The following is a 25,058-nucleotide window of genomic DNA, read 5'->3' as shown; positions in this document are numbered from 1 at the left end:
CCCCCGCCGTGCTGGAAGCTGCCCTAGGCTGGGGTCCCATGAGCGCGCCCCGGCAGATCATCATGGTCCGGCACGGCCAGTCGGCCGCGAATGTGGACACGAGCATCTACGAGCGCGTGCCCGACTACCGGATCCCCCTGACCGAGCTCGGCGTGGAGCAGGCGCGCGAGGCCGGCAGGCGCGTGCGGGAACAGCTTGCGGGCGAGAAGGCGCGCGTGTACGTCTCCCCCTACCTGCGCGCGCACCAGACTCTCGAGGCCCTCGGAATCGGGGACCTCGTCGAGCGCATTATCGAGGAGCCGCGCCTGCGCGAGCAGGACTGGGCGAACTTCCAGGCGACCGAGGAGATCGAGGAGCAGCGCCGGCTCCGGGACTCGTACGGGCACTTCTTCTACCGCTTCCGCGAGGGCGAGTCGGGCTCGGACGTCTACGACCGGGTCTCGAGCTTCATGGAGACGCTCTACCGGCACTGGGAGAAGCCCGACTCCGCCCCCAATACCGTCCTGCTGACCCACGGGCTCACGATGCGCCTGCTGTGCATGCGCTGGTTCCGCTGGACCGTCGAGTACTTCGAGTCGCTCAACAACCCGCACAACGCGGGGGTGCACACGCTCGTCCGCCAGGCCGACGGCCGCTACATCCTGGACCCGCCGTTCAGCCAGTGGCTCGAGCGCACGCCCGAGGACACGGTGCTCACGACGGCGCCCCGGTACTGACCCCGCAACGCAGGGACGTGACCCCGCAACGCAGGGACGTGACCCCCCAACGGGGGGTGGAGGCCCCGGCCGGGTCAGCGGACGCGCGTCCCCGCGCGCCAGACGTCGTGGGTGAGCGGCATGCCCGGGCGGTAGGCCAGATGCGTCGCCGAGGGCGCGTCGAGGAGCTGGAGGTCGGCGCGGTGCCCTACGGCGATCGAGCCCACCGCGCGCTTCCCCTCGGCGTCCTCCCCCACGTGCCGGCGCAACGCGAGCGCCCCGCCGAAGGTCGCGGCCCGCACGGCCTCCTGGACGCTCAGGCCCATCTGCAGGACGGCCGTGGTGACGCAGAAGGCGACCGAGCTCGTGTAGCTCGTGCCGGGGTTGCAGTTGGAGGCGATCGCGACCTGCACGCCGGCGTCGAGCAGGCGGCGGGCGGGCGCGAGCGGGGCGCGCGTCGAGAGGTCGCACGCGGGCAGGACGGTGGCGACGGTGCCGGCACCCGCGGCGGAGTCAGGCGACGACGGGCCGGCCCACTTCGCCCACGTGCCCGCGAGCGCATCCACATCGGCGTCGTCGAGGAAGTTCACGTGGTCCACGCTCGCGGCCCCGACCTCGACCGCGAGCCGCACCCCGGCCCCGGGCCCGAGCTGGTTGCCGTGCACGCGCAGCCCGAGGCCGGCCTTGCGGCACGCGTGCAGGACGCGCCGGGACTGCTCCTCGGTGAAGGCGCCGGTCTCGCAGAACACGTCGGCCCAGCGCACGTGCGGACGCACCGCCTCGAGCATCGGCCCGCACACGAGGTCCGTGTACTCCTCGGCGTCGGCCCCGGCCGGGACGAGGTGCGCGCCGAGGTACGTGGCCTCGTCGGCGAACTCGGCGGCGAGGGCGGCGCTGCGGCGCTCGTGCTCGATGTCGAGCCCGTAGCCGGTCTTCGTCTCGAGGTACGTGGTCCCCCCTGCCGCGGCCTCCGCGACGCGAGCGGCGAGCAGGCGCCGCAGCTCGCCGTCGGACGCGGCGCGCGTCGCCGCCGTCGTGACCCCGATCCCGCCCGCGGCGTAGGCCTGGCCGGCCATGCGCGCCTCGAACTCGGCGGTGCGGTCGCCCGCGAAGACGAGGTGCGAGTGCGAGTCGACCCAGCCGGGCAGGGCGGCGCGGCCGCCCGCGTCGTACCGCTCGTCAGCTGCCGGGGCGGACGACGACGGGCCCACCCACGCGATCCGCTCGCCCTCGAAAACGACGGCGGCGTCCCGCAGCACCCCGGCCCTGTCGCCGGATTCGGGGCTCGCCTCGCCCGTGAGGTGCTGGGTGGACAGCTCGCCGATGTTGTCGATGAGGAGGGTTGCGGTGCTCACCCTCCGATCCTCTGGCTTCGCACCGAGCGGCGGTGCGGGTCGAGGGCCCTCTCTGTCTCGGATACCGGATGCGCCCCCGTGCGGAGCGCCTCGGCGCCGGCGAGGAGCTGCCCGGCGGCGTCCTCGGCCATAGCTGAGGACGTCTGGAAGCCGTAGCCGCCCTGCCCCGCGAGCCAGAAGAAGCCGGGCGCCTCGGGGTCGAAGCCGAGCACCGGGAGGCCGTCGGCGCACGAGGTCCGCAGGCCCGTCCATGCGCGCACAACCCCCGTCACCGGGAGGTCCGCGAACCTGCCGATGAGCTCGAGGGTTCGCTCGATGTCCCCCGGGCGGGGGAAGGCGTCCTCAGCGCGGCTCGGCTCGGCCTCCGACGGGGAGACGAGGGCGCCGGCCTCGTCCGGGCGGAAGTACCACGTGCCGTCCGCGGCAGCGACCATGGGCGTGTCCGGGTCGAGGGGCGCGGCGAGGCTCACGAGCGCGGCCGTGCGGCGGTACGGCTGGAGGCCGAGGCGCTCGACGCCGAAGAGCACGGCGACGTCGTCGGCCCAGGCCCCCGCGGCATTGACGACGCTGGTGGCGTGGAAGCCCTCGGCGCCCGCGCCGACGAGCCAGCCCTCCCCCACGCGCTGGGCCGTGTGGACGGGGCTGCCCAGGTGGATGGAGGCGCCGCCGGCGAGGGCACGGGCCTCGTGGCGGGCCAGGAGCGCGAGCGCGTCGGTCCGGACGGACTCGGTGTCGAGCGCGGCGGCCTCGAAGGCGCCGGGGCGCAGCTGCGGGACGAGCGCGCGGGCCTCGTCCGGGCTCAGGGCCTGCATGCCGCCGTGCGACTCGCGCTCCACGTCCTCGGGGGTGCCCACGAGCATGAACTTGCTGGGCCACGCGAGCGGCTCCCCGGCCTCCGACTCGGCCGCGAGCCGCGCGAGCGTCCGGCGCGTGAGCTCCTGCACCGGTGCGGGCCCGAAGCTCGGGATGAGCTGCTGGGCCGAGCGCGAGGACGTGTGGTAGGCGAGCGTCGGCTCGGCCTCGACGAGCGCGACGCGGCAGCGGCCCGCGAGCTCGGCGGCGAGGGAGAGCCCGGCGATGCCGCCCCCGACGATGAGGACGTCGAGGTCGTGGCTGCTGTTCGTCGTCGCTGACATGGGCTCACCCTATCGCCGCTCCCCCGCCTCCGGGGAGGCGCCCCACTCCTCCTCGGCCACCGCCGAGCGCGCGGCGACGAAGGCACCCACGGCGGCCTCGACGTCGTCCGCGGTGTGCGCGGCGGAGAGCTGGACGCGGATGCGGGCGAGCCCCCTCGGGACGACCGGGTACGAGAACGCCGTGACGTAGACGCCGTGGGCGAGCATCTCGGCGGCGATCCGGCCCGCGAGCGCGGCCTCGCCGAACATGACCGGGACGATGGCGTGCTCCCCGGGCAGGAGCTCGAAGCCCTCCTCGGCCATGCGGCGCCGGAAGTGGGCGGCGTTCTCGAACAGCCGCGCGCGCAGGTCCCCGGACCCGGCGACGAGGTCCAGGGCGCGCAGCGTCGCGGCGACGATCGCAGGGGCCACGGAGTTCGAGAAGAGGTAGGGCCTGGCCCGCTGCCGGAGGATCGCGACGATCTCGGCCCGGCCCGAGACGTACCCGCCCGACGCGCCGCCGAGGGCCTTGCCGAACGTGCCCGTGTAGATGTCCACGCGGTCCGAGACGCCCGCGTGCTCGGGGGTCCCGGCGCCGGTCGCGCCCATGAAGCCGACGGCGTGCGAGTCGTCGACCATGACCATGGCGCCGTAGCGCTCGGCGAGGTCGCAGATCCCGGCCAGCGGCGCGAGGTAGCCGTCCATCGAGAACACGCCGTCGGTGACGATGAGGATCCGCCGGGCGCCCGCGCCGTCGTTCATCGCGGCCGCCTCCTCGAGGCGGGCTTCGAGCTCGGCCATGTCCCGGTTCGCGTACCGCAGGCGGGCGGCCTTGCACAGGCGGATGCCGTCGATGATCGAGGCGTGGTTGAGCGCGTCCGAGATGACGGCGTCCTCGGGGCCGAGCAGCGCCTCGAAGACGCCGCCGTTGGCGTCGAAGCAGCTCGAGAACAGGATCGTGTCCTCGGTGCCGAGGAACTCCGAGACGCGCCGCTCGAGCGCGAGGTGCCCGTCCTGGGTCCCACAGATGAATCGGACGGAGGCCATGCCGAAGCCGCGCTCGTCGAGGGCCCGCTTGGCGGCGGCGATGAGCTCGGGGTGGTCGGCGAGGCCGAGGTAGTTGTTCGCGCAGAAGTTGAGCACCTCCCCCGCCGGCGCCCCGAGCCGGCCGGCCTGGATGTGCGCCGACTGCGGCGAGTCGATGTGCCGCTCCTCCTTGAACGTCCCGGCCGCCCGGATGGCCTCGAGCTCCTCGGCCAGCTGCCCCTTCACGCCTGCGAACATGCGCCCTCCTTGAAGTTCCCGCCCAAGCTTCCCGCTCAGACTCCGGACCAGTCCAGCACCACCTTGCCGCCGCGGCCGGAGCGGGCGACGGCGAAGCCCTCCTCCCAGCGCTCGGCCGGCAGGACGTCGGTCACCACGGCGGCGACGTTGCGCCGCAGCGTGGGGTTGCTCTGGAGCATCGCGCTCATGGCGTACCAGGTCTCGAACATCTCGCGGCCGTAGATGCCCTTGAGCGTGAGCATGTGCGTGACCACCTTGCCCCAGTCGATCTCGACCGGCTGCGCTGGCAGGCCGAGCATCGCGATCCGGCCGCCGTGGTTCATGTTCTCGATCATCTCGGGCAGCGCCGAGGGGTGGCCGGACATCTCGAAGGCCACGTCGAAGCCCTCGACCATGCCGAGCTCGCGCTGGGCCTCGCGCACGCTCATCCGCGAGACGTCGATCGCGAGGTCCACGCCCATGAGCCGGGCCAGGGCGAGCCGGGGCGCCGAGACGTCCGTGATGGCGATCTTGCGGGCGCCGGCGTGCCGCGCGACGGAGATGGCCATGAGCCCGATCGGGCCCGCGCCCGTGATGAGCACGTCCTCGCCGACGAGGGGAAAGCTCAGCGCGGTGTGCGTCGCGTTGCCGAACGGGTCGAAGATGGCCCCGAGTTCGGGGGTGACCGAGGGGTCCCGGTGGACCCAGGCGTTGGTCTCGGGGATCACGACGTACTCGGCGAACGCGCCGTCCCGCTGGATCCCGACGCTCGAGACGTGGATGCACATCTGGCGGCGACCGGCGCGGCAGTTTCGGCAGATCCCGCAGACCACGTGTCCCTCCCCCGAGACGCGGTCCCCCACCCGGACCTCGCGCACGTCCTCGCCGACGTCCACGACCTCGCCGTAGAACTCGTGGCCCGGGATGAACGGCGCCGTCGCCATGGCCTGCGCCGAGGCGTCCCACTGCTGCAGGTGGAGGTCAGTGCCGCAGATGCCGGTCGCGAGGACGCGGATCTTGACCTCGTCCGGGCCGGGCTTGGGCTCGGGCCGCTCGACCAGCTCGAAGCCGGGCTGCGGGCCGGCTTTGTAGAGGGCTTTCATGAGGCCATTCAAGGCCACCGGACGACTTAGAACAACAGCGGGTATCTCAACGCACGGTTTAGAGTTTCCTTATGGATGTCCGCCAGCTGCAGATCCTCCGCGAACTCGGCGAGCTCGGGAGCGTCAAGGCGGTCGCCGAGCAGCTCCTCGTCACCCCGTCGGCCGTGTCCCAGCAGCTCGCGCTCCTGACCCGCAGCGCCGGGGTGCCACTCACGCGCAAGGAGGGCCGCAGCCTCGTGCTCACCGACGCCGGCCGGGTCCTCGCGGAGGCGGGCGGCGCCGTCGTGCGCGCCATGGCGGACGCGCGGGCGGCGATCGGCGCCTACCACGACGACCCGGCGAGGACCGTCTCGGTGTGCGCCTTCCACTCGGCCGGGCAGGCGCTCTTCGGGAGGCTCGCGGCGCGGCTCGCACCCGACGGCGAGGCCGGCGGCGGCGGTGTTGCCGCGGGCGGCGGCGCCGGCAGTGCGCCGCGGCTGCGGCTCGCCGACGAGGACGTGCCCCAGCACGGCTTCCCGGCCCTGACCGCCCGGTACGACGTGGTCCTCGCGCACCGCATGGCGCACAGCGAGGCCTGGCCCGAGGACCGGCTCGTCGTCGTGCCGCTCGCCCAGGAGCCGTTCGACGTCGCGCTGCCCATGGGGCACCCGCTCGCCGCCCGCGCCTCCCTCACCCCGGCCGAGGTGGCGGGCGAGGCGTGGGTCTCGAGCCGCCCCGGCTACTCCCCCGCCGACGTCCTCGCGACGATCGCCGCGGTCGCGAGCAGGGCCCCGGAGGTCGCGCACCGGATCAACGACTACGCCTCGGTCGCGGCCGTCGTCGCCGCGGGCGGGGCGATCGGCCTCCTGCCGCGGCACACGGCCTCGGCCCTGGCCCTCTCGCACTCCGTGGTCCTGCGACCGCTCGAGGGGATCGCGACGACGCGCCGCATCGACCTGCTCATCCGGCCCGAGAACGCGCGCCGCCGGTCCGTCGAGCTCGTGGTCGAGGCGCTGCGGGACGTCGTGGCCGAGCTGGTTGCCGGCTGAGGCGGGGTGTGGGCCCGGGCCCCGGACGCCTCGGGCGGGCGTCAGGGCGCGGCGAGGGCGGCCGCGCCGAACGAGACGGCGAACCGGCGGCACCACACGGACACGGACGTGTACTCGGCGAGGTTGGCCTCAGGCGGGATCGGGTAGTTCTGGTCGCCCTTGTTCGCCTTGAGCTCGCCGAGGTCGAGGTAGCGGCCGTCGTCGAACACGTGCCACCCCGCGGAGCCCTCGAGGACCGGCGCGTCGGTGAGCCACACGCGCAGGTCCGGCCCGTCCGAGGTGTCGAGGCCCTCGAAGCGCAGCACGCGGCTGCCGTCGGCGAGCTCGAGGACGCGCACGCTGCCCGAGCTCGCGTGCTCGTGGCTGATGATGGCCCCCGCCGCGAGGATGCGCGGGCCAGCCGGGGTGGGCGGCGGCGAGGGCTGCGGCTCCGAGGGGACGGCCGACGGCGTGGCGGTAGGGGACGTCGCCGACGTCGCCGTGGGACCTGCGCCGGAACCCTGGGACGCGGTGGGCGCGGCCTCGATGAGGGTTGAGCTCGTGAAGAGCCGCCACGGCTGGAAGAGGTAGAGCCCGACGCCGAGGAGGACCCCGACGGCGATCGCGCCGAGCGTGCTGAGGACGGGGTGGGCGCGCAAAGCACGGAGACCCGAGCGCACAACGGACATGCCCCAAGGATAGATCCGGGGACCCGGACAGCACAGGAGTCCGCCCGTTTGCGCTACGTCTAGGTATACCAAATACTGTGATGTGGGCCGCACCTGCGGCTCCGTCCGTCCCGATCCAGTTCCCCCAGACCCCAGGAGCCCGACGATGTGCCTTCACGACCACGAATCCGCCCCCGCCCCTAGTGGCCCGGTTTCTCGCCGCAACATCCTCGCCGGCGCTGCCGCGCTGGCCGGGATCTCGGCCGCCGCCGTCGCGGGACAGCTCGGCGGCGCGGCTCCCGCACGAGCGGACGGTCCGCCGTCGGGCCCCAGCTACCACGGACGGTCTGGCATGCCACAGGCCCTCATCGTCGAGGGCGCGACGCTCGTCGACCCGGCCACGGGCGGCGCGGTGCCCGACGCCGTCGTCGTGTTCGACGCCGGGGCGGTCGCCGCCGCCGGGACGCGCGACGAGACGCGGCGGGCCGTCGCCGACGTCGCCGGGCGGGCGCTGCGGATCGACGCGACCGGGCGCTGGATCGTCCCGGGCCTCGTCGACGTGCACGTGCACGCGAACGCCCTCGCCGACGCGCGGCTCCTCCTCGCGGGCGGCGCGACGAGCGTGCGCAGCGGCTCGAGCAGCTTCTACCAGGACGTGGCCCTCTCGGCCCTGCCCGAGTGGGCGCCGGGCGCCTCGCCGCGCATGCGGGCCGCCGGCCTCTTCGTCTCGCCGCAGCTGGGCGACTCGCTGCTCGCGGACCCGGACCTCGCGCCGCTCGCGCACCTCGAGGGGGTGACCGAGCCCGCGGACCTCGCGTACCTCACCCGCGTGAACCTCTCCCGCGGCGCCGTCGTCATCAAGACGCGCTCCAACCCCCGCGCCGGGCTGCCCGAGCAGGATCCGCGCGAGCTCGTCTACGGGCAGGAGCAGCTCGCCGCAATCGTCTCCGCCGCGCGCGGGGCGGGCGTCCTGTGCCACGCCTACAGCGCCGAGGGCATCGACGGCGCGGTGCGCGCCGGCGTGAGGAGCATCGAGCACGGCGTCTTCGTGACCGAGGGAACCATCGCCGAGATGGCCCGGCGCGGGACCTACTTCACCCCGACGATGGACGCCATCACGTCCATGGCGGCCTCGCCCAACCCCATCCTGGCCGCGCGCGGCGCCGAGTACGCCCCCGTGCTCAAGGCCGCGGTCCTGGCCGCGCACGAGGCGGGCGTCCCCGTCGTCGCGGGCACGGACTCCTTCGGCACGGACGTCACGCCCATCGGCACCGAGGTCCGGCTCCTCGGCGAGGCGGGCCTCTCCCCGCTCGAGGCGCTGCGCGCGGCGACGACCCGCGCGGCGGCCCTGCTGGGCTGGGAGGGCAAAGCCGGCGTGCTCGCGCGCGGCGCGTTCGCGGACGCCGTCGTGCTCGACGCCGACCCGCTCGCCGATGCGGGAGCGCTCGAGAAGGTGAGCGCCGTCGTCGCGCAGGGGGTCGTGGTGCGCAACGACATCTGAGCCTGCGGGCGCCCGCGGGGCCCGGGCCGTGGCTCGGTACTAGGTCGCGGAGGGCGAGGGCGACGGGGACTGGGTCTGGCCGCGGTTCTTGAGGCCCTTCCCCTGACCCTGGCCCTGCCCCTGGCCCTGGCCCTTGGCAGGGAAGGGGCCCTTCACGACGTGCTCCGCGACGTCCTCGCCGCCTGAGCGCAGGGCCCGGACCGCGACCTCGTCGCCCACGGCGAGCTGGGACCCGGACAGGGTCTTGTCCTTCTGGTCCTTGGCACGGATCCGGGTCTCGGCGTTGAGCGTGTAGGAGTGCTCGTAGCCGTCCTCGCTCCTGACGGTGAGCTTCGTGTCGGTGGCCTCGGTGACCGTGCCGCGCTGCGTGACGAAGGTGGCGAAGGATCCGTCGTCCCTCTTGACCGTCACCTCGCCGTGCAGCCCCCCGCGCATCAGCCCGTGCTTGAGGCCGTGCTTGAGGCCCTGGCCGCCGGGCTTGGCGGGGGCCGAGGCGGACCCGGAATCCGAAGCGGTCAGGACGGGCGACGGGCCCGCGGAGGCCCACACGGCCGCGCCGCCGGCGCCAGCGAGGCCCACGGCGAGTGCGCCGATGACGATGCCGCGCCGGATGCGGCCTGGTGCAGACTTCATGGCACCATGATCGTCCCGAAGGAGGCTTCTTCGCGCGGGTCGGGCACCCTTCCACAGGGAATGCATGGCTGCTGCACAGGTTCGCCCGCGAGGATGCCCGCCTCCCCCCTCGCGATGCGGGGTCACCTCCCAGCGATGCGGGGTCAGCGGACGACGGCGCGCCCGAGGTTCCTTCCGGAGCCTTCTGGGCCGGGCGCCGTCGTGCGTATTCTGGCGCAGTGAGCCGCTCCGACAGCCCCGCGATCCACCTCGAGTCAACCGTCCTCGGGAGCCCGGACCCCCAGGCCGCCGTCCGGTTCTACGCCCGCCTCCTCGGGTGGGAGATCCGCAACGACGAGCGCGACTGGTGCACCCTGCGCAATCCCGGAGGCGGACCAGGCCTGTCCTTCCAGCTCGAGGACGACTTCGTGCGGCCGGTCTGGCCCGAACAGCCCGGGCGCCAGCAGATGATGATGCATCTGGACCTGCGCGTCGAGGATCTGGAGAAGGCGGCGGCCCACGCGAAGGTGTGCGGTGCGCAGCGGGCAGAGCACCAGCCGCAGGACGACGTTGTCGTCTTCCTCGACCCGGACGGGCACCCCTTCTGCCTCTTCGAGAACTGAGTCGACGGGCCAGAGGCATCCGCGGTGACCTCGGATCCTTGAAAGGTGACCCCGCAACGTTGAAAGGTGACCCCGCAACGTTGAAAGGTGACCCCGCATCCCTGGTCGGGATGCGGGGTCACGTTCCTGCGATGCGGGGTCAGGTCCCTGCGATGCGGGGTCGCTGCTAGGCGCTGACGCCGAGCCTCTCGAGGATGAGCTCCTTGACGCGTCCTGCGTCGGCCTGGCCGCGCGTGGCCTTCATGACGCTGCCGACGATCGCGCCGATCGCCTGGAGCTTGCCGCCGCGAATCTTGTCCGCGACGTCGGGCTGGGCGGCGAGGGCGGCGTCGATGGCCTCGAGCAGCGGCGCGTCGTCCGAGACGAGGACGAGGCCGCGGGCCTCCATGACCTGGGTCGGGGTGCCCTCGCCGGCGATCACGCCGTCGAGAACCTGCCCGGCCATCTTGTTGTTGAGCTTGCCATCCTCGACGAGCCCGTTGAGCTCGACGATCGCGGCAGGGGTCACGCCGAGCTCGGCCGGGTCGACGTCCGCCGTCTTGGCGCGGCCGACGATCTCGCCCATCCACCACTTGCGGGCCGCCTGCGGCGAGGCGCCCGCGGCGACGGTCTCCTCGATCGCCTCGACGACGCCCGCGTTGACGACGTCGCGGAACTCGGCGTCGGCGTAGCCCCAGGCCTCCTTGAGGCGCTTGCGGCGCTCGGCCGGCGGCTCGGGCAGCTGCGCGCGCAGCTCCTCGACCCACTCGCGGCTCGGGACCACCGGGACGAGGTCCGGCTCGGGGAAGTAGCGGTAGTCGTCGGCGTCGCTCTTGGGGCGGCCCGCCGTCGTCGTGCGCGTGTCCTCGTGCCAGTGGCGCGTCTCCTGCGTGACCGTCCCGCCCGAGGCGAGGACGGCGGCGTGGCGCTGGATCTCGAAGCGGACGGCGTGCGCGACGGAGCGCAGCGAGTTGACGTTCTTCGTCTCCGAGCGCGTGCCGAACTGGCTCGCACCCTTGGGCATGAGCGAGACGTTCGCGTCGCAGCGGACGTTGCCGCGCTCCATGCGCGCGTCCGAGACGCCGAGGTTCTTCACGATCTCGCGGACGGCCGAGACGTAGGCGCGGGCCAGCTCGGGCGCGCGATCGCCGGCGCCGACGATCGGCTTCGTGACGATCTCCACGAGCGGGACGCCGGCGCGGTTGTAGTCCACGAGCGAGTAGTCGGCGCCCTGGATGCGGCCGGTCGCGCCACCCATGTGGGTGAGCTTGCCGGCGTCCTCCTCCATGTGCGCGCGCTCGATCTCGACGCGGAACACGGTCCCGTCCTCGAGTTCGACGTCGAGCCAGCCGTCGTGCGCGATCGGCTCGTCGTACTGCGAGGTCTGGAAGTTCTTCGGCGTGTCCGGGTAGAAGTAGTTCTTCCTGGCGAAGCGGCAGGACTCGGCGATCTCGCAGTTGAGGGCCAGGCCGATCTTGATGCTCGACTCGACCGCGGCCCTGTTCACGACCGGGAGGACGCCGGGCATGCCCAGGTCGACCTCGTTGACGTTGGTGTTCGGCTCGTCGCCGAACACGTTCGGGGCCGAGGAGAACATCTTGGTCTTGGTGTTGAGCTCGACGTGGACCTCGAAGCCGAGGACCGGGTCGAAGCGCTCCATGGCCTCGTCGAAGGACAGGATCTCGTCAGTGGCTGCCATCTCTACTTCACTCCTTCGGTCGTCGCAGCCGTCGCAGCCGCCGCAGCCGTCAGAGACGGTGCCTTCGCGAGCAGCGGGCCGCCCCACTGGGCCTCGAGCAGCGACTCGAGCGCGGCGCCGACGCGGTAGAGGCGGGCGTCCTCGCGGGCCGGGGCGAGGAGTTGGATGCCCACGGGCAGGCCGTCCTCGTCGGCGAGGCCGCCCGGGAGGGACAGGCCCGGGACGCCGGCCAGGTTGGCGGGGATGGTCGCGACGTCGTTGAGGTACATCGCGAGCGGGTCGTCGAGCTTCTCGCCGAGCCGGAACGCCGTCGTGGGCGCGGTCGGGGAAATGAGCACGTCCGCCTTGGCGAACGCGGCGTCGAAGTCGCGCTGGACGAGCGTGCGGACCTTCTGGGCCGAGCCGTAGTAGGCGTCGTAGTAGCCGGCCGAGAGGGCGTACGTGCCGAGGATGATGCGGCGCTTGGCCTCGTCGCCGAAGCCGGCGGCGCGGGTCGCGCCCATGACGCGCTCGATGGTCATCGGGCCGTCCTTGGGCAGGACGCGCAGGCCGTACCGGACGCCGTCGAACTTCGCGAGGTTGCTCGAGACCTCGGAGGGCATGATGAGGTAGTAGGCCCCGAGGGCGTACTGGAAGTTCGGGCACGAGACCTCGACGACCTGCGCGCCGGCGCCCTTGAGAAGCTCGAGCGCCTCGTGGAAGCGCGCCTCGACGCCGGCCTGGTAGCCCTCGCCGCCGAGCTCCTTGACGACGCCGATCCGCAGGCCCTTCACGGAGCCCTCCTTCGCGGCGGCGACGAGGGTGTCGAACGGGTCGGTCAGGGAGGTCGAGTCGAACGGGTCGTGCCCGCCGACGAGCTCCTGGAGCAGGGCGGAGTCGAGCACCGTGCGGGACACGGGGCCGATCTGGTCCAGCGACGAGGCCATCGCGATCGCGCCGTAGCGGGACACCGCCCCGTAGGTCGGCTTGACGCCGACCGTGCCTGTCACGGCGCCGGGCTGGCGGATGGACCCGCCGGTGTCGGTGCCGAGCGCGAGCGGCGCCTCGAACGCCGCGACGGCCGCGGCGGAGCCGCCGCCGGAGCCGCCGGGGATCCGGTCGAGGTCCCACGGGTTGCGGGTCGGGCCGAACGCGGAGTGCTCGGTCGAGGAGCCCATCGCGAACTCGTCGAGGTTGGTCTTGCCGAGGATCGGCAGCTTCGCGGCCCGGATCTTCTTGATGACCGTCGCGTCGTAGGGGCTCATCCAGCCCTCGAGGATGCGGGAGCCCGCCGTCGTCGGCTGGCCGATCGTGACGATGAGGTCTTTGATCGCGATCGGGACGCCCGCGAGCGGGTGGAGGGCGGCGGCATCGTCCCCGCCGGCGGCGCGCGCGGCATCGACCTCGCGGGCGACGGCGAGCGCCTCCTCGGTGTTGACGTGCAGGAACGCGTGGACGCCGCGCTCCCCGCCGTCGACCTCGGCGATGCGCTCGAGGTGCGCGCTCGTGACCTCCTCGGAGGAGACCTCCTTGGCGGCGAGCTTCTCGGCGAGCGCGGACGCGCTGGACGTGATGAGTTCGGACAGGCTCATGGCTTACTCCTCGTCCAGGATGGCGGGGACCTTGAAGCGGTCCTCGTCGGCGTCGGGGGCGCCGGACAGCGCCTCGGCGGGGGTCAGGACGTGGCCGACCACGTCCTCGCGGAAGACGTTGCTCAGCGGGATCGGGTGGCTCGTGGCCGGGACGTCGGGGCCGGCGGCCTCGCTCACGCTCTTGACGGCGTCGACGATGTGGGCCAGCTCGCCCGCCATCTTGTCGAGTTCCGCCTCGCTCATCTCGATCCGCGCGAGCTGCGCGAGGTGCGCAACGTCGTCGCGAGTGATCTCAGCCATGGATCTCCCTATGAAGGTGTACGTGTTCGGCGTCCAGTCTAGTCGCGGCCCGCGCACGACGGCGCGCTGCCGCGGCGAAAGCTGCCACGGGCGCGATGCCGCAGCGACCGCCGTCAGTCCCGCTCGAGCCGGGCGAAGCCGGCGTGGAGGTCGTGGACGGTGACGGTCCCGCCGCCGAGGGCCCTCGCCTTGGCCTTGAGCTGCTCCACGATCTCGTCGTCGGGGCGGCCGAACACCTCGATGGAGCGGAACCGGATGAGCGGGGCGATGGGCGGGAACTTCGGGCCGGCGACCTGCAGGTGGAGCTCGAGCGATGCCACGTCCCGATGGATGTGCACGACGCTCATCGTGGACCCGTCCTCCGAGAAGTGGACGGCGTAGCTGACGATCTGCGGCTCGTTCTCTTCGACGAACGCGGCGAGCTCCGCCATGGCCTCCTTGAGCTCCGCGAGCCTCCCGGGCCGGACCTCTGACGTGTCGAGGTAGACGATGAAGTCTCCCATGAGGCCATTGTCCTCCCGGCGGCACCACCGCCCGAGGCCGACAGGCACTTCAGTGCCCCCGGTTTCGGAAAATGCCCCGCGCCGGAGCGCGGGGCAGATTCCGAAACCAGGGGCAGGACCCGGGGTGGGTGCCGGGGGCGGCAGCTACCCGATCCCGATGACCCCGAGCACGACGCCGACCGCGAGCATCGCGAGCGAGATCGCCGCCGAGCGCCACAGGACAAGCTTGTGGTGGTCGCCGAGCTCGACCTTCGAGAGCGAGACGAGCAGCAGGATCGCCGGGACGAGCGGGCTCTGCATGTGGAACGGCTGGCCCGTGATCGACGCGCGGGCCATGTCCGCGGCGGGGATGCCGAAGTGCGCGGCCGTCTCGGACAGGATCGGCAGGACGCCGAAGTAGAACGCGTCGTTGCTCATGAAGAACGTCATCGGGATGGACAGCACGCCCGTGATGACGGCCATGAACGGGCCGGCCTCGGCCGGGATGATCGAGACGAGCCAGCCGGACATCTCCTGCACGATCGTGGTCTCCCCGATCTTGCCGGTCAGGACGCCGGTGAGGACGGACGCGGCCATGACCATGGACACGACGGCGACGATGCTCGGGGCGTGGGCGACGAGCTGGGCAGCCTGGTCCTTGACCCGGGGGAAGTTCACGACGAGGGCCACGCCCGCGCCGACCATGAAGACGTACGGCAGCGGCAGGACGTCCGCGATGAGCAGGGCCATGATCCCGACCGTCAGGGCGAGGTTGAACCAGAACAGCTTCGGGCGCAGGGTCCCGCGGTTCGGGTCGAGGGCGGTGCCGGCCAGCGCGGTGTCGCGGGCCTCCTCCTCGGCGGCCACGAGCACGGGCGAATCGAGCAGCGCGAGCCCGCCGCCCGGCGTCGCGCGCTTGCCGCCCGGGCCGGAGCCGAGGCCGGAGCCGCCGTTCGCGTCCGGGCCCCACAGCTCGGGGTTCTCGAGGGCGAGGCGGCGCCGCTCGCGCAGGCCGAGGCGCCACGCGAAGAGCATGACAAGCGCCAGGCCGGCCAGGAGCGAGGGGACCATGGGGAGGAAGACGTCGTTAACGTCGATCTTGAGCGCGGTCGCGGCGCGGGCGGTCGGGCCGCCCCACGGGAGGATGTTCATCGTGCCGTTCGCGAGGCCGGCGACGCAGGTCAGGACGACCGGGCTCAGGCCCAGGCGCAGGTACACCGGCAGCATGGCCGCAGTGGTGAGGATGAAGGTCGTGGAACCGTCGCCGTCGAGCGAGACGGCCGCGGCGAGCAGCGCGGTGCCGAGGACGACCTTGGCCGGGTCGTTGCCGAGCTTGCGCAGGATGAACTTCACGAGCGGGTCGAACAGTCCGACGTCGATCATGAGGCCGAAGTAGATGATGGCGAACATCAGCAGCGCCGCCGTGGACGTCATGGACTTCATGGACGTCAGGACCATGTCCCCGAGCCCGAGTCCCGCGCCGGCGAACAGGCCGAAGATGGTCGGGACGATGATCAGCGCAAGCACCGGGGTGAGCTTCTTGGTCATGATGAGCACCATGAAGACGGCGATCATCGCGAAGCCGAGCACTACCAGCATCGCTGGCTCCTCTCTTGTGAACCGCACCACCGCGGTGTGATGCGCACTACGACGGTAGGGGTGAGCCCCAGGTCACACGGTGTTTGCCGCCATTGGCTCAGCTTGTGCTCATTGACCGGGTTCTGCGCATTGTGCTCGCGCTTAGCATGGCTAGATGAGCACGACGGCGTCGCATCCCCGATGGGTCCCGCGCGGCCTCACGGGCCTGCGGTTCTCGACCCGCACGCTCCTGCTCCAGCTCGGTGCCGTCGCCCTCGCCGTCGTCCTCGCCGCGGCCGCACACCTGTGGCTCGCCTACGAGCGGCTCTGGACCGAGGCCGAGCAGAACGCCCTGACCCTCGCCCGCGCCGTCGCGGCGGATCCGGAGCTGCGGCGCGAGACCGCCGCGATCGCCGCCCGGGCGGGGACTCCCCCGCCCGCCGAGCTCGCCGCCGGGCCGGTCATGGCCGCCGCCGAGTCGGCGCGGGCGCGCACGGGGGCGCTGTTCGTCGTCGTGACCGACGAGGAGGGGCTGCGGCTCGCGCACCCCGACCCGGAGCGGCTCGGCGAGCGCGTGAGCACGTCCCCCGCGGTTGCCCTGGCCGGGCGCGAGGAGACGACCCGCAACACCGGCACGCTCGGCCCCTCGGTCGGCGCGAAGGTCCCCGTCATCGCCCCTGCCGGCTCGGCGCAGGGCGAGGGCATGGTCGTGGGCGAGGTGAGCGTCGGCTTCGCCCGTTCGAGCATCGGCGAGGGGCTCGGCGCGGACGCGCTCGCCATCGCCGGGACCGCCGCGCTCGCCCTCGCGGGCGGCATCGCCGCCTCCCTCGCCCTGCGCCGGCGCCTCGCCCGGCTCACGCTGGGCCTCGAGCCGGAGGAGATCGGCACCCTCGTGCAGGACCAGGAGGCGGTGCTGCGGGGCATCGACGAGGGCGTGATCGGGATCGGCCGCGACGGCCGGGTCACCGTGGCGAACGACGCCGCGCGGCGGCTCCTCGGCCCGGGCGCCGGTGACGCCGTGGTCGCCGGGGCGGAGTGGGCGACGGCGCCCATCCCGGAGGCGCTGCGCGACCTCACGGCGCCGGGCCCGGACAACGGCGCGACGGGCATGGACGGCGGGCCGGGGCGGCAGTTCGTGGCCGGCGAGCGGGTGCTCGTCGCGAGCGCTCGCCGTGTGGTGCACGGCGACGAGGAGCTCGGCTGGGTCCTCATGCTGCGCGACCGCACGGAGCTGCAGGGCCTCACGCGCCAGCTCGACGCCGTCGGCGCCCTCACCGAGGCGCTGCGCGCCCAGCGGCACGAGTTCTCGAACCAGCTGCACACCGTCGCCGGGCTGCTCGACCTCGGCGAGGCCGAGCAGGCCCGCGCCCACCTCGGCCGGCTCGGGGCGACGGGGCCCCTGAGCTTCCCGCTCGAGCAGGCCGAGCTGCTCGGCGACCCGAGCCTCCAGGCGTTCCTCGGGGCCAAGGGCATCGAGGCCTCCGAGCGGGGCGTCACGCTCCGGCTCGGTGCCGAGACGCTCGTGCGGGGACCTGTGGCAGCGGCGCAGGACGTGACGACGGTGCTCGGCAACCTCGTGGACAACGCGGTGCGCGCCGCCGTCTCCGGCTCCCCCGACGCCTCCGGCGAGCGCTGGGTCGAGGTCGAGCTGCTCGACGACGGGCCCGTGCTGCACGCCGTCGTCGCCGACTCGGGCGACGGGATCGGCAGCACGCCGCCGGAGACGCTCTTCGAGCCGGGGTTCACGACAGCAGCGCGTGTTCATGCCGGACCCGGCCAGGGCGAGAGCACGGCGCCGGGTAACGTTGCCGGGGCCGAGCCGGCGCCCGAGCCGGCCTCGGGGCACGGCCTCGGCCTGCACCTCGCCCGGCAGCTCGCGCGGCGCCACGGCGGGGACGTCTGGGTCATCTCCCCCGGGACGCCCGGCGGGCCGGGGGCTGTGTTCGGGGCGAGGATCGTGGGCCTGACGGTTCAGGAGAAGGCCGAGCGGGACGCCCGGCTCGGGCGCGGCCCGCGGCCCGCCGGAGGAGGAGGGAACCGATGACGGACCTGCGCGTGCTGATCGTCGACGACGACTTCCACGTCGCGCGCCTGCACGCAGCCTGGGTGGACGCCGTGCCCGGGTACGCCGCGCTCACGCCCGTGGGGAGCGCCGCCCTGGCCCTGCAGTCCGTCCACGCGCTGCGCCCGGACCTCGTGCTCCTGGACACCTACCTGCCCGACGCGACCGGGCTCGAGCTCCTGCGGAGCCTCGACACGGACACGCTCATGCTCACCGCCGCCGCCGACCCGGAGTCCGTGCGCACGGCCCTGCGCCGCGGCGCCCTCGGCTACCTCATCAAACCCTTCGGCGCCGAGGACCTCGCCGCGGCCCTGCGCGGCTACTCGCGCTACCGGCGCCTCCTCGCCGGCCCGGCCGCGCTCGACCAGGCCGGCGTGGACCGCGCCCGCCGCGCGCTCCTCGGCGGCGGGGACGCGGCCTCGCAGGGGCCCAGCCGCTCCCGGTCCGCGACCGAGTCGGCCGTCCTCGAGGCGCTGGCCCCCGGCGAGCTGCTCTCCGCCGCGGAGGTGGCCGGCGTCGTCGGCGTCTCCCGGGCCACGGCGCAGCGGTACCTCGCCGCGCTCGCCGAGGACGGCGCCGTCGAGATCCAGCTGCGCTACGGCTCCACCGGGCGGCCGGAGCACCGCTACGGCCTGCCCGGCTAGCGCGTCAGCGCCGCCGGCGGAGCAGGTAGAAGACCTCGTCGAACTTGAACGCCCGCGCGAGGGGATCAGGGTCGGAGTCGGCCTCGACGACGTCGACGATCTCCCAGTCGCTGAACGCCTCCTCCACATCGGCCCGCGTGCAGCCGCGCGGAAGGGGGCCCCGGTGTCCCGGAGCGAAGCAGTCGAGAATCAGAGTCGCCCGCGCGGACGCCACCGAGGTGACCTCGCGCCCCATGTCCAGTCGCTCCGCCGGCGTCAGCCCGTGGAACGTCCCCGTATCGACCAACAGATCGAAGCCCGACCCCACCGAGGCCCGAAGGTCCCGGGTGACATCGCCGACCACGACCCTCATGGAGACTCCCGCCTCGCGGATCCGCTGCTCGGCGCGCGCCACCGCGGCCGGAACGTTGTCCACGCCGGTGACGTCCCATCCGCGGGCGGCGAGCTGGACGCCCCATGTGGCGCTGCCGCAGCCAAGATCCAGCGCCCGGCCGTAGGGCGGCTCCTTGCCCCGCTCCTCGCCTTCGAACAGTCCGAGGAGCGCGTGGGCGAACGGCTCGTGGTCCGCGAGGTCCTCCCACGGATGGAAACCGATCCGGTAGGCGACTTTGTAGAACACGCTCATGGTGTCAGCCTCCTCAGGCCGAGCCCTCGTGGATTGTCCCGGGTCCGGGATGTCTCGTGGGGATATCTCAAACGTAGGAGCGCCTGCCATCAGCGGCATCGGGGAAGTCACCCACGCCTTCCTCGGCCCGGGAATGGGTACAGCGCTCAGAGCAGCTGCGCCTCGTAGGCCCGGGCCGTGGCCGCAGTCCGGGAGGAGACCCCGAGCTTCGCGAAGATGTTGCTCACGTGCCGGTCGACGGTCCGCTCGCTCAGCCCGAGCTTCTCGCCGATGGTCCGATTCGTGTCCCCGCCGGCGACGAGTCGCAGCACCTGCAGTTCCCGTCCGGTGAGCCGCTCCGGCCTCCTGCTCTGCAGCTGCGCTAGGTCGGGCCCGGCCCCGAGACGCTCAAAGACCGACCGCGCCGCCCCGAATTCGAGCCGTGCCCCTTCCTCGTCGCCGAAGGCCAGACACGCGCGTCCGATCAGCACCGCGGTCCGCGCGGCCTCGTAGGGGGACCCGAGCTGGCGGAACCCCTCGGCGGCCTTCCTCAGCTCGACGAGCGCCGCCCCGGCGTCGCCTTCGGCCAGCAGGACGGATCCGGCCGCCCTCTGGGACAGCGCGTCGAGCAGGGGCGAGGTGAGGGCACGCGCCGCCGCCTCGAGCCGGGCCGCGGACGCACGCGCGTCGCTGACCCGGCCGCACGCCAGCATCACCTCGACGCCCGCCGCAAGGATGTCGGGGCGCCTCGGGCCGTTCGCCTCGGCCATCGCGCGGTCGATGGCCCGTGCGGCCTCCTCGTTCCGGCCCTGGCCCAGCCTCAGCAGCGCGAGGCCGGGCTGCGGGTCCTGGCCGGCCTGGCTCGCCTCGCGGTAGTGGGCCTCGGCCTGGGCGGCGTCGCCGCGGAGGCGGCTCAGCTCTCCCTGCCGATAGACCGCAGCGCCGTAGGAGGGCTGCCGCGACGGGGCCGAGAGCCTGGCCCGCGCGAGCGCGGCCTGCTCCATCGCCTCCGGCCAGTTCCCCTTGAGCTGCAGGAACTCAGCACCATGCACCCGGCAGATGCCTGCGAAGGGGACGAGATCCGGCTGTCTCTCGCACCACTGCGTCAGGGCGTCCGTCCATTCCTGTCCCCGCCGGATGTCCACGAGGTCATGGCAGGCGTCAATGGCCGTGCAGTAGCTGTCGCCGACGGCGATCGGCGACATCGGTTCCGAGGTGACGGTGAGCATCGCGTCATCCAGCAGGCGCACGCCCTCGGTGATCTGACGCTGGAAGATCCGCACGCGTCCGAGGGCGAGGCGGGCGATGGCCGCGAGTTCCTCGTCCAGTTTCTGTGCGGCGGCCTGCGCCGCGCGGCTCAGGTCCTCCGCCGACGAGGCGAGGCGACCGCCGTCGAACACGGTGCGCAGTCCCGTCAGGTAGGCGAGCCGGGCGCGGACCAGCGAGTCCTCGGGGGAACGCTCGGCCAGCCGGGCGAGCCGCGCGATCCAGCCATTGGCCTCCGAACGCTCATGGGCGTTGACCAGACGGAACCCGATCCAGAACGCGCACCGCCCGGCGCCGTCCACGTCACCGGCAGCGCTCCGCTGCCGGTAGGCGCGGGCCCAGGCAGCATCACTGTCCTGGTCCCTGCCGACGAGGTACGCGCAGACAGCCAGCCGCTCGAGGTCCTCGGCGTCGAGCGACTCTGCGTGCGCCAGGAACCCGGCGCACGCCTCGCCCCACGCATGGCGCTCGAAGCTGTCCCGTGCACGCACGAGCGCATCCGCCCCGTCCCCGCCTGCTCCTCGAACCATCAGTTCTCAGTAAAGACTCCAGACGGCGTGCCCGGCCAGCAGGCGTCCCGCGGCCGGGCCCGGCCGCTGCCGTCCCGCGGCCGGGCCCGGCCGCTGCCGGCTAGACGGCCTCGGCGCTCTTGTGCGCGACGAGCTCGATCTCGACGAGCATCGCCGGGTCGAGGAACGGCTTGACATGCACGAGCGAGAGGGCAGGGCGGATCTCGCCGAACACGGCGCCGTGGGCGCGGCCGGCCTCCTCCCACTGCGCGATGTCGGTCAGGTACAGCTTGGACTGCACGACGTCGGTGAGCGCGAACCCGGCCTCCTCGAGGACCCCGCCGAGCTTGGTGAGGATGTACTGCGTCTGCGTGAAGACGTCCTCGCCCACGATCCCGTCCGGGCCGGAGGCGGCCGTCGCCGAGATGTACAGCGTGTTGTCCACCCGCACGGCCCGGGAGTAGCCGAGGGTCTGCTCCCACGGGGAGCCGCTGCTGAAGGTTGTACGCATGGGGTGCCTTTCGTCTCGCGCGCCTCCATCGGGCGCCCACCCTACTGTGCGCCACGCGCAGGCCCCACGGCGAACCGGCCGCGCCCCGCGCGCGGCGCGTGTCGCACGACGGGCCGGACGCTCAGAGCCGCTTGACATACACGGGCAGCCACACGTCGGTGCCGGGGACGGGCCAGTCGCGCTCGGGCGCGCGCTCATAGCCGAGTCGGCGGTACAGCGCGTGGGCCGCAGCCCAGTCCGGTCCGGTGGTGAGCACGACGGCGGTCGCGCCCTGCCGCGCGGCCCTCGCCTCGACGTCGTGCACGAGGGCCGTGGCTGCGCCCGTGCGCTGGGCGCCGGGGTCGACGACGAGGAGCCGGAACTCGACCTCGCCCTCCCGGGCGACCTGCTCGAAGCCGTCCCCGTGGGCCATGACCGTGACCGAGCCGACGATCCGCCCGTCCCGCTCCGCGACCACGACCGTGCCGCGGGCCGCCCGGTAGCCGACGTCGGCGACCTGGCGCATGTACGGGTGCTCCGCCGTGTCGAAGTAGCCGGCGCCGAGGTACGCCTCGACGGAGATGCGGGAGACCTCGGGGTAGTCGGCCGGGGTCGCGGGGCGGATCGTGAGTGGCATCGGATCCAGTCTCGCGCATGACCGCCGGTTACCTCGCACGTCCACGCGCTACGCCATATTGAGCGCAATGTCCTGATATTGCCGCTCTTTGCACCGTGCTGGCGAAGGCCTTGCGGGGTGTGATGAGGTAATTCCCACGACCACCGCACACGGCGGCCCCGCCAGAGATGAGCGATAGGAGGACCCGATGCCCGATGCACGCGCACACCATGCAGGCACCCGCACTATGCGGAACTGGCGCGAGCCGGCCGGCTCCTGCTGTCGCCGTCCTTTCTGACAGGCATATTTTTCTGACAGCGGGTGCACGCGCTGCGATCGGCTCTCCAGGACTGGCAGGCAGGTAGCGCCTCGGGCTGGCTCCGACCGCGAAATTCCCCCGCATTCACCGTGCATTCGCGCACCAAGCGCCGACGCTTTATCGCGCCTTGCCTCATTTGCCATGCCCTTCGATTTCCGCTCGCCGCTTTTCCCTTGGCATTCCCTTGTCATTTCCCGCTTCTCCCTGCTTTCCCTGCTTTCCCTGCATTTCCTTCCTCTTCCCCGAATTCCACCGAAAGGCAGTCATGTCCTCCGCTGCACCCCGGCACCCCCTTTCTCCCCCACCGGAGTCCCGAACGCTGACGCGGCGCCGGGTTCTGGGCGCCTTCCTCGCCGTCTCCGTTCTGGGCGTGCTCACGGCCTGCAGCGGGACCGCGACGGCTGGGCCGGGAGCGGTGCAGGCGTCCCAGACCGCGCCCGCGCCGCTGGCCACCGCCGTTCCCCCCGGCACCACGATCACGGTCGGCGACCCCACCGTGCGCGTTGCCCTCGAGCTGTCCGGCCTCAAGAACGAGCTGACCTCGAAGGTGGAGTTCGCGAACATCTCCGGCGGCCCGCAGACCACCGAGGCCTTCCGGGCCAACGCCCTCGACGTCGGCTCGGTGGCCGACATTCCGCCGATCCACGCCACCTGGACGGGCCTCGATGTTCGCATCATCGCGAGCGCCTACCGCCAGGACGCCGTGAACCACCCCCTGTACGAACTCGGCATCGCCCCCGGCGCGGGCATCACCTCCCTGGACGGGCTGCGCGGGAAGAAGATCGCGTACAGCCCGGGCCAGGCGCAGGGAGCGCTGGTTCTGCGCATCCTGGAGAAGGCCGGGCTCACGCAGAAGGACGTCAAGCTCGTCGAACTGCCCAGCACCGGTGACACCTACGTCACCTCGCTCGCCAGCAGACAGGTGGACGCGGCGCCCCTCGGCGGCGTGCAGATCAAGCGCTACCTCTCGAAGTACCAGGCCGATGGCGCCACCACGCTCCGCCACGGGCTGCGCGACGATCCCTCGCACCTCTACGCCCCCGCGAGCGTGCTGGCCGACCCGGCCAAGGCCGCCGCCCTGGCTGAGTACGTCCGGGTCTGGGGCAAGGCCCAGCGCTGGATCGAGGACCACCCGAAGGAATGGCTCGAGGGCTACTACGTCAAGGACCAGGGCCTGACCCGGGAGGACGGCCAGTACCTGATCGATGCCGCGGGCAAGAAGGACCTGCCGACCTCATGGGCGGAAGGAAGCGCAAGGCTCCAGCAGACCATCGACCTGCTCGCCCGCGAGCAGAAGAAGCCCCAGCTCCAGGCCGAAGCCCTGTACGACAGGCGCTACGAGGCGATCGCCGGCACCGCCTTCGCCGAAGCAGGAAAGGCGGGTGCGTGATGGCGATCGCCCTCCTGGAGCGCCCGAGGGTCGAACCGCACCTCGACCCCGACCTCGTCCGACGCGAGGACACCCGCCCGACGGGCCGGCGGCTGGGGCCGGGACCGCGCCGGAGGTTCGCGCCGCTGGCGGGCCCCCTGGCCCTCCTGGCGCTGTGGACGGTCTCCTCGGCGACCGGACTGCTGGATCCGAGGATCCTCTCCGAGCCGTGGAGCGTCGTCGCCACCGCGGGGGAACTCATCGCCGACGGCCGGCTGCAGGAGAACCTCGCCGTCTCCGCCCAGCGCGCCCTGCTCGGGCTGTTCTTCGGCATCGTGGTCGGCGCCGTGCTGGCGCTCATCTCCGGGCTCAGCAGGCTGGGCGAGTCCCTCATCGACGGCCCGGTCCAGATCAAGCGCGCCATTCCGGGCCTCGCCCTGATCCCGCTGCTGATCCTGTGGTTCGGCATCGACGAGACCATGAAGGTCCTCACCATCGCCCTGGGCGTGTTCGTGCCGATCTACCTCCAGACCCACGCGGGCCTGCGGAGCATCGACCTCCGTTACGTGGAGCTCGCCCAGACCGTGGGCCTGACCCGGGCCGGCTTCATCCGCCGCGTGGTGCTGCCCGGCGCGCTCCCCGGATTCTTCCTGGGGCTCCGGTTCGCCGTGACCGGCGCGTGGGTGTCCCTCGTGGTGGTGGAGCAGATCAATTCCACGAGCGGCATCGGCTACATGATGGAGCTCGCGCGCACCTACGGCCAGACCAACATCATCGTCCTCGGGCTCGCCGTCTACGGCCTGCTCGGCCTGGCGTCCGACGGCGCCGTCCGCCTCCTCGAACGAAAGGCCCTCTCATGGCAGCGCACCCTTGCCAGCTGACCGCCGTCGAGGTCAAGGACCTCATCCGCAGCTTCGGGCCGAAGGGCGTCCTGAACGGCGTCGACCTCGACATCGCCCCGGGCGAGTTCGTGGCCCTCCTGGGCCCCAGCGGATGCGGCAAGAGCACCCTGCTGCGCGCGCTCGCCGGCCTCGACCACGACGTGCGGGGAAGCGGGGTCATCGCCGTCCCGGAGCGGGTCTCGGTGGTCTTCCAGGACTCGCGTCTGCTGCCCTGGGACACCGTCCTGGGCAACGTCACCTTGGGCCTGCGGGAGCACGACGCCGAGGCCAAGGGCCGCCGTGCCCTCGCCGAGGTGGGGCTCGCCGGCCGCGAGGACTCCTGGCCGCACGAGCTCTCCGGAGGCGAGCAGCAGCGCGTCGCCCTGGCCCGCTCCCTCGTGCGGGATCCCCAACTGCTCCTCGCCGACGAGCCCTTCGGCGCCCTCGACGCCCTCACCCGCATCAGGATGCACGGGCTGCTGCGCGAGCTCGTGGCCGCCCACCAGCCCGCCGTCCTCCTCGTCACCCATGACGTGGACGAGGCCATCGCCCTCGCAGACCGCATCGTCGTCCTGGACCACGGGCGCGTGTCGACCGTCCGCGCCGTGGCGGCCGAGGTGGGATCGGCCGTCGATGCCGCCGGCCACGAGCTCCTGCGCCGCGACCTCCTGGCCGCGCTCGGCGTCGGCACTGATACCGCCCCAGCGGCCGCGAAGGCCAGCTGACCCCGACAGCCAACCACTCCAC

The 25,058-nt window shown here is 72.9% G+C and carries 24 protein-coding genes; 9 read left to right on the top strand and 15 right to left on the bottom strand.

Features of this window, described 5'->3' with window-relative positions:
• The first annotated feature begins 38 nt into the window (after positions 1–38).
• On the top strand, positions 39–716 hold the full coding sequence (locus ACUYMY_RS06320) for a histidine phosphatase family protein (protein WP_481702764.1): 678 nt from the start codon (positions 39–41) through the stop codon (positions 714–716).
• 74 nt (positions 717–790) lie between these two features.
• Here the strand turns inward: ACUYMY_RS06320 and ACUYMY_RS06315 are convergent, their stop codons facing one another.
• The 4 genes from ACUYMY_RS06315 to tdh are packed head-to-tail and all read right to left on the bottom strand — an operon-like array spanning position 791 to position 5,531.
• A complete protein-coding gene (locus tag ACUYMY_RS06315; protein ID WP_481702763.1) occupies positions 791–2,050 on the bottom strand; it encodes an amidohydrolase family protein in 1,260 nt (419 codons plus the stop codon).
• Complete coding sequence (locus ACUYMY_RS06310) at positions 2,047–3,186, bottom strand: NAD(P)/FAD-dependent oxidoreductase (RefSeq protein WP_481702762.1); 1,140 nt, start codon at positions 3,184–3,186, stop codon at positions 2,047–2,049. Before ACUYMY_RS06310 ends, ACUYMY_RS06315 begins: the two co-directional genes overlap by 4 nt.
• Positions 3,187–3,195: 9 nt before the next feature.
• Entirely contained in the window at positions 3,196–4,449 is a 1,254-nt protein-coding gene (locus ACUYMY_RS06305) for a glycine C-acetyltransferase (RefSeq protein ID WP_481702761.1), read from the bottom strand.
• 35 nt (positions 4,450–4,484) lie between these two features.
• Positions 4,485–5,531 carry an L-threonine 3-dehydrogenase gene (gene tdh, locus ACUYMY_RS06300; RefSeq protein WP_481702760.1) on the bottom strand — a complete coding sequence of 349 codons (1,047 nt, stop codon included), beginning with the start codon at positions 5,529–5,531 and terminating at the stop codon, positions 4,485–4,487.
• Positions 5,532–5,602: 71 nt separating this feature from the next.
• On the opposite strand from tdh, the gene ACUYMY_RS06295 reads away from it, so the two are divergent.
• Positions 5,603–6,559 (top strand): LysR family transcriptional regulator, encoded by a 957-nt coding sequence (locus ACUYMY_RS06295; RefSeq protein WP_481702759.1) that lies wholly within the window; start codon positions 5,603–5,605, stop codon positions 6,557–6,559.
• 41 nt (positions 6,560–6,600) lie between these two features.
• On the opposite strand, the gene ACUYMY_RS06290 is transcribed toward ACUYMY_RS06295, so the two are convergent.
• Complete coding sequence (locus ACUYMY_RS06290) at positions 6,601–7,227, bottom strand: DM13 domain-containing protein (RefSeq protein ID WP_481702758.1); 627 nt, start codon at positions 7,225–7,227, stop codon at positions 6,601–6,603.
• A 145-nt stretch (positions 7,228–7,372) separates the two neighbouring features.
• Between ACUYMY_RS06290 and ACUYMY_RS06285 the strand changes: the two genes are divergently transcribed.
• A complete protein-coding gene (locus tag ACUYMY_RS06285) occupies positions 7,373–8,707 on the top strand; it encodes an amidohydrolase family protein (RefSeq protein WP_481702757.1) in 1,335 nt (444 codons plus the stop codon).
• Positions 8,708–8,746: 39 nt separating this feature from the next.
• On the opposite strand, the gene ACUYMY_RS06280 is transcribed toward ACUYMY_RS06285, so the two are convergent.
• Entirely contained in the window at positions 8,747–9,340 is a 594-nt protein-coding gene (locus ACUYMY_RS06280) for a DUF5666 domain-containing protein (RefSeq protein WP_481702756.1), read from the bottom strand.
• Between the two features lie 218 nt (positions 9,341–9,558).
• On the opposite strand from ACUYMY_RS06280, the gene ACUYMY_RS06275 reads away from it, so the two are divergent.
• Positions 9,559–9,942, top strand: coding sequence for a VOC family protein (locus ACUYMY_RS06275; protein WP_481702755.1), 384 nt, complete (start codon positions 9,559–9,561; stop codon positions 9,940–9,942).
• Positions 9,943–10,108: 166 nt separating this feature from the next.
• On the opposite strand, the gene gatB is transcribed toward ACUYMY_RS06275, so the two are convergent.
• From gatB to ACUYMY_RS06250, 5 genes are all read right to left on the bottom strand, one after another.
• A complete protein-coding gene (gene gatB, locus ACUYMY_RS06270; protein ID WP_481702754.1) occupies positions 10,109–11,620 on the bottom strand; it encodes an Asp-tRNA(Asn)/Glu-tRNA(Gln) amidotransferase subunit GatB in 1,512 nt (503 codons plus the stop codon).
• A gap of 2 nt (positions 11,621–11,622) precedes the next feature.
• A complete protein-coding gene (gene gatA, locus ACUYMY_RS06265) occupies positions 11,623–13,191 on the bottom strand; it encodes an Asp-tRNA(Asn)/Glu-tRNA(Gln) amidotransferase subunit GatA (RefSeq protein ID WP_481702753.1) in 1,569 nt (522 codons plus the stop codon).
• Between the two features lie 3 nt (positions 13,192–13,194).
• Positions 13,195–13,491, bottom strand: a complete 297-nt coding sequence (gatC, locus tag ACUYMY_RS06260; RefSeq protein ID WP_481702752.1) for an Asp-tRNA(Asn)/Glu-tRNA(Gln) amidotransferase subunit GatC — start codon at positions 13,489–13,491, stop codon at positions 13,195–13,197.
• 113 nt (positions 13,492–13,604) lie between these two features.
• Positions 13,605–13,994, bottom strand: coding sequence for a hypothetical protein (locus ACUYMY_RS06255; protein WP_481702751.1), 390 nt, complete (start codon positions 13,992–13,994; stop codon positions 13,605–13,607).
• 144 nt (positions 13,995–14,138) lie between these two features.
• Entirely contained in the window at positions 14,139–15,572 is a 1,434-nt protein-coding gene (locus ACUYMY_RS06250; protein ID WP_481702750.1) for a CitMHS family transporter, read from the bottom strand.
• A 154-nt stretch (positions 15,573–15,726) separates the two neighbouring features.
• Here ACUYMY_RS06250 and ACUYMY_RS06245 point away from each other — a divergent pair, with 154 nt between their 5' ends.
• Positions 15,727–17,595, top strand: a complete 1,869-nt coding sequence (locus ACUYMY_RS06245; protein WP_481702749.1) for a sensor histidine kinase — start codon at positions 15,727–15,729, stop codon at positions 17,593–17,595.
• Entirely contained in the window at positions 17,592–18,257 is a 666-nt protein-coding gene (locus ACUYMY_RS06240; RefSeq protein WP_481702748.1) for a response regulator, read from the top strand. Before ACUYMY_RS06245 ends, ACUYMY_RS06240 begins: the two co-directional genes overlap by 4 nt.
• A gap of 4 nt (positions 18,258–18,261) precedes the next feature.
• On the opposite strand, the gene ACUYMY_RS06235 is transcribed toward ACUYMY_RS06240, so the two are convergent.
• From ACUYMY_RS06235 to ACUYMY_RS06220, 4 genes are all read right to left on the bottom strand, one after another.
• Positions 18,262–18,882 (bottom strand): class I SAM-dependent methyltransferase, encoded by a 621-nt coding sequence (locus ACUYMY_RS06235; protein WP_481702747.1) that lies wholly within the window; start codon positions 18,880–18,882, stop codon positions 18,262–18,264.
• A 146-nt stretch (positions 18,883–19,028) separates the two neighbouring features.
• On the bottom strand, positions 19,029–20,657 hold the full coding sequence (locus tag ACUYMY_RS06230) for a LuxR C-terminal-related transcriptional regulator (protein WP_481702746.1): 1,629 nt from the start codon (positions 20,655–20,657) through the stop codon (positions 19,029–19,031).
• 100 nt (positions 20,658–20,757) lie between these two features.
• On the bottom strand, positions 20,758–21,147 hold the full coding sequence (locus ACUYMY_RS06225) for a RidA family protein (protein WP_481702745.1): 390 nt from the start codon (positions 21,145–21,147) through the stop codon (positions 20,758–20,760).
• Positions 21,148–21,268: 121 nt separating this feature from the next.
• On the bottom strand, positions 21,269–21,802 hold the full coding sequence (locus ACUYMY_RS06220) for a GNAT family N-acetyltransferase (RefSeq protein WP_481704978.1): 534 nt from the start codon (positions 21,800–21,802) through the stop codon (positions 21,269–21,271).
• A gap of 524 nt (positions 21,803–22,326) precedes the next feature.
• On the opposite strand from ACUYMY_RS06220, the gene ACUYMY_RS06215 reads away from it, so the two are divergent.
• Genes ACUYMY_RS06215 through ACUYMY_RS06205 form a run of 3 tightly spaced genes read left to right on the top strand, consistent with a single transcriptional unit; the run spans position 22,327 to position 25,036 of the window.
• Complete coding sequence (locus tag ACUYMY_RS06215) at positions 22,327–23,451, top strand: ABC transporter substrate-binding protein (RefSeq protein WP_481702744.1); 1,125 nt, start codon at positions 22,327–22,329, stop codon at positions 23,449–23,451.
• Positions 23,451–24,311 carry an ABC transporter permease gene (locus ACUYMY_RS06210; RefSeq protein WP_481702743.1) on the top strand — a complete coding sequence of 287 codons (861 nt, stop codon included), beginning with the start codon at positions 23,451–23,453 and terminating at the stop codon, positions 24,309–24,311. Before ACUYMY_RS06215 ends, ACUYMY_RS06210 begins: the two co-directional genes overlap by 1 nt.
• Positions 24,287–25,036 carry an ABC transporter ATP-binding protein gene (locus ACUYMY_RS06205; protein WP_481702742.1) on the top strand — a complete coding sequence of 250 codons (750 nt, stop codon included), beginning with the start codon at positions 24,287–24,289 and terminating at the stop codon, positions 25,034–25,036. Before ACUYMY_RS06210 ends, ACUYMY_RS06205 begins: the two co-directional genes overlap by 25 nt.
• Positions 25,037–25,058: the final 22 nt, after the last annotated feature.

It is taken from the genome of Sinomonas sp. T428B, assembly GCF_056780155.1.
This window is presented reverse-complemented; position numbering and strand designations above follow the sequence as displayed.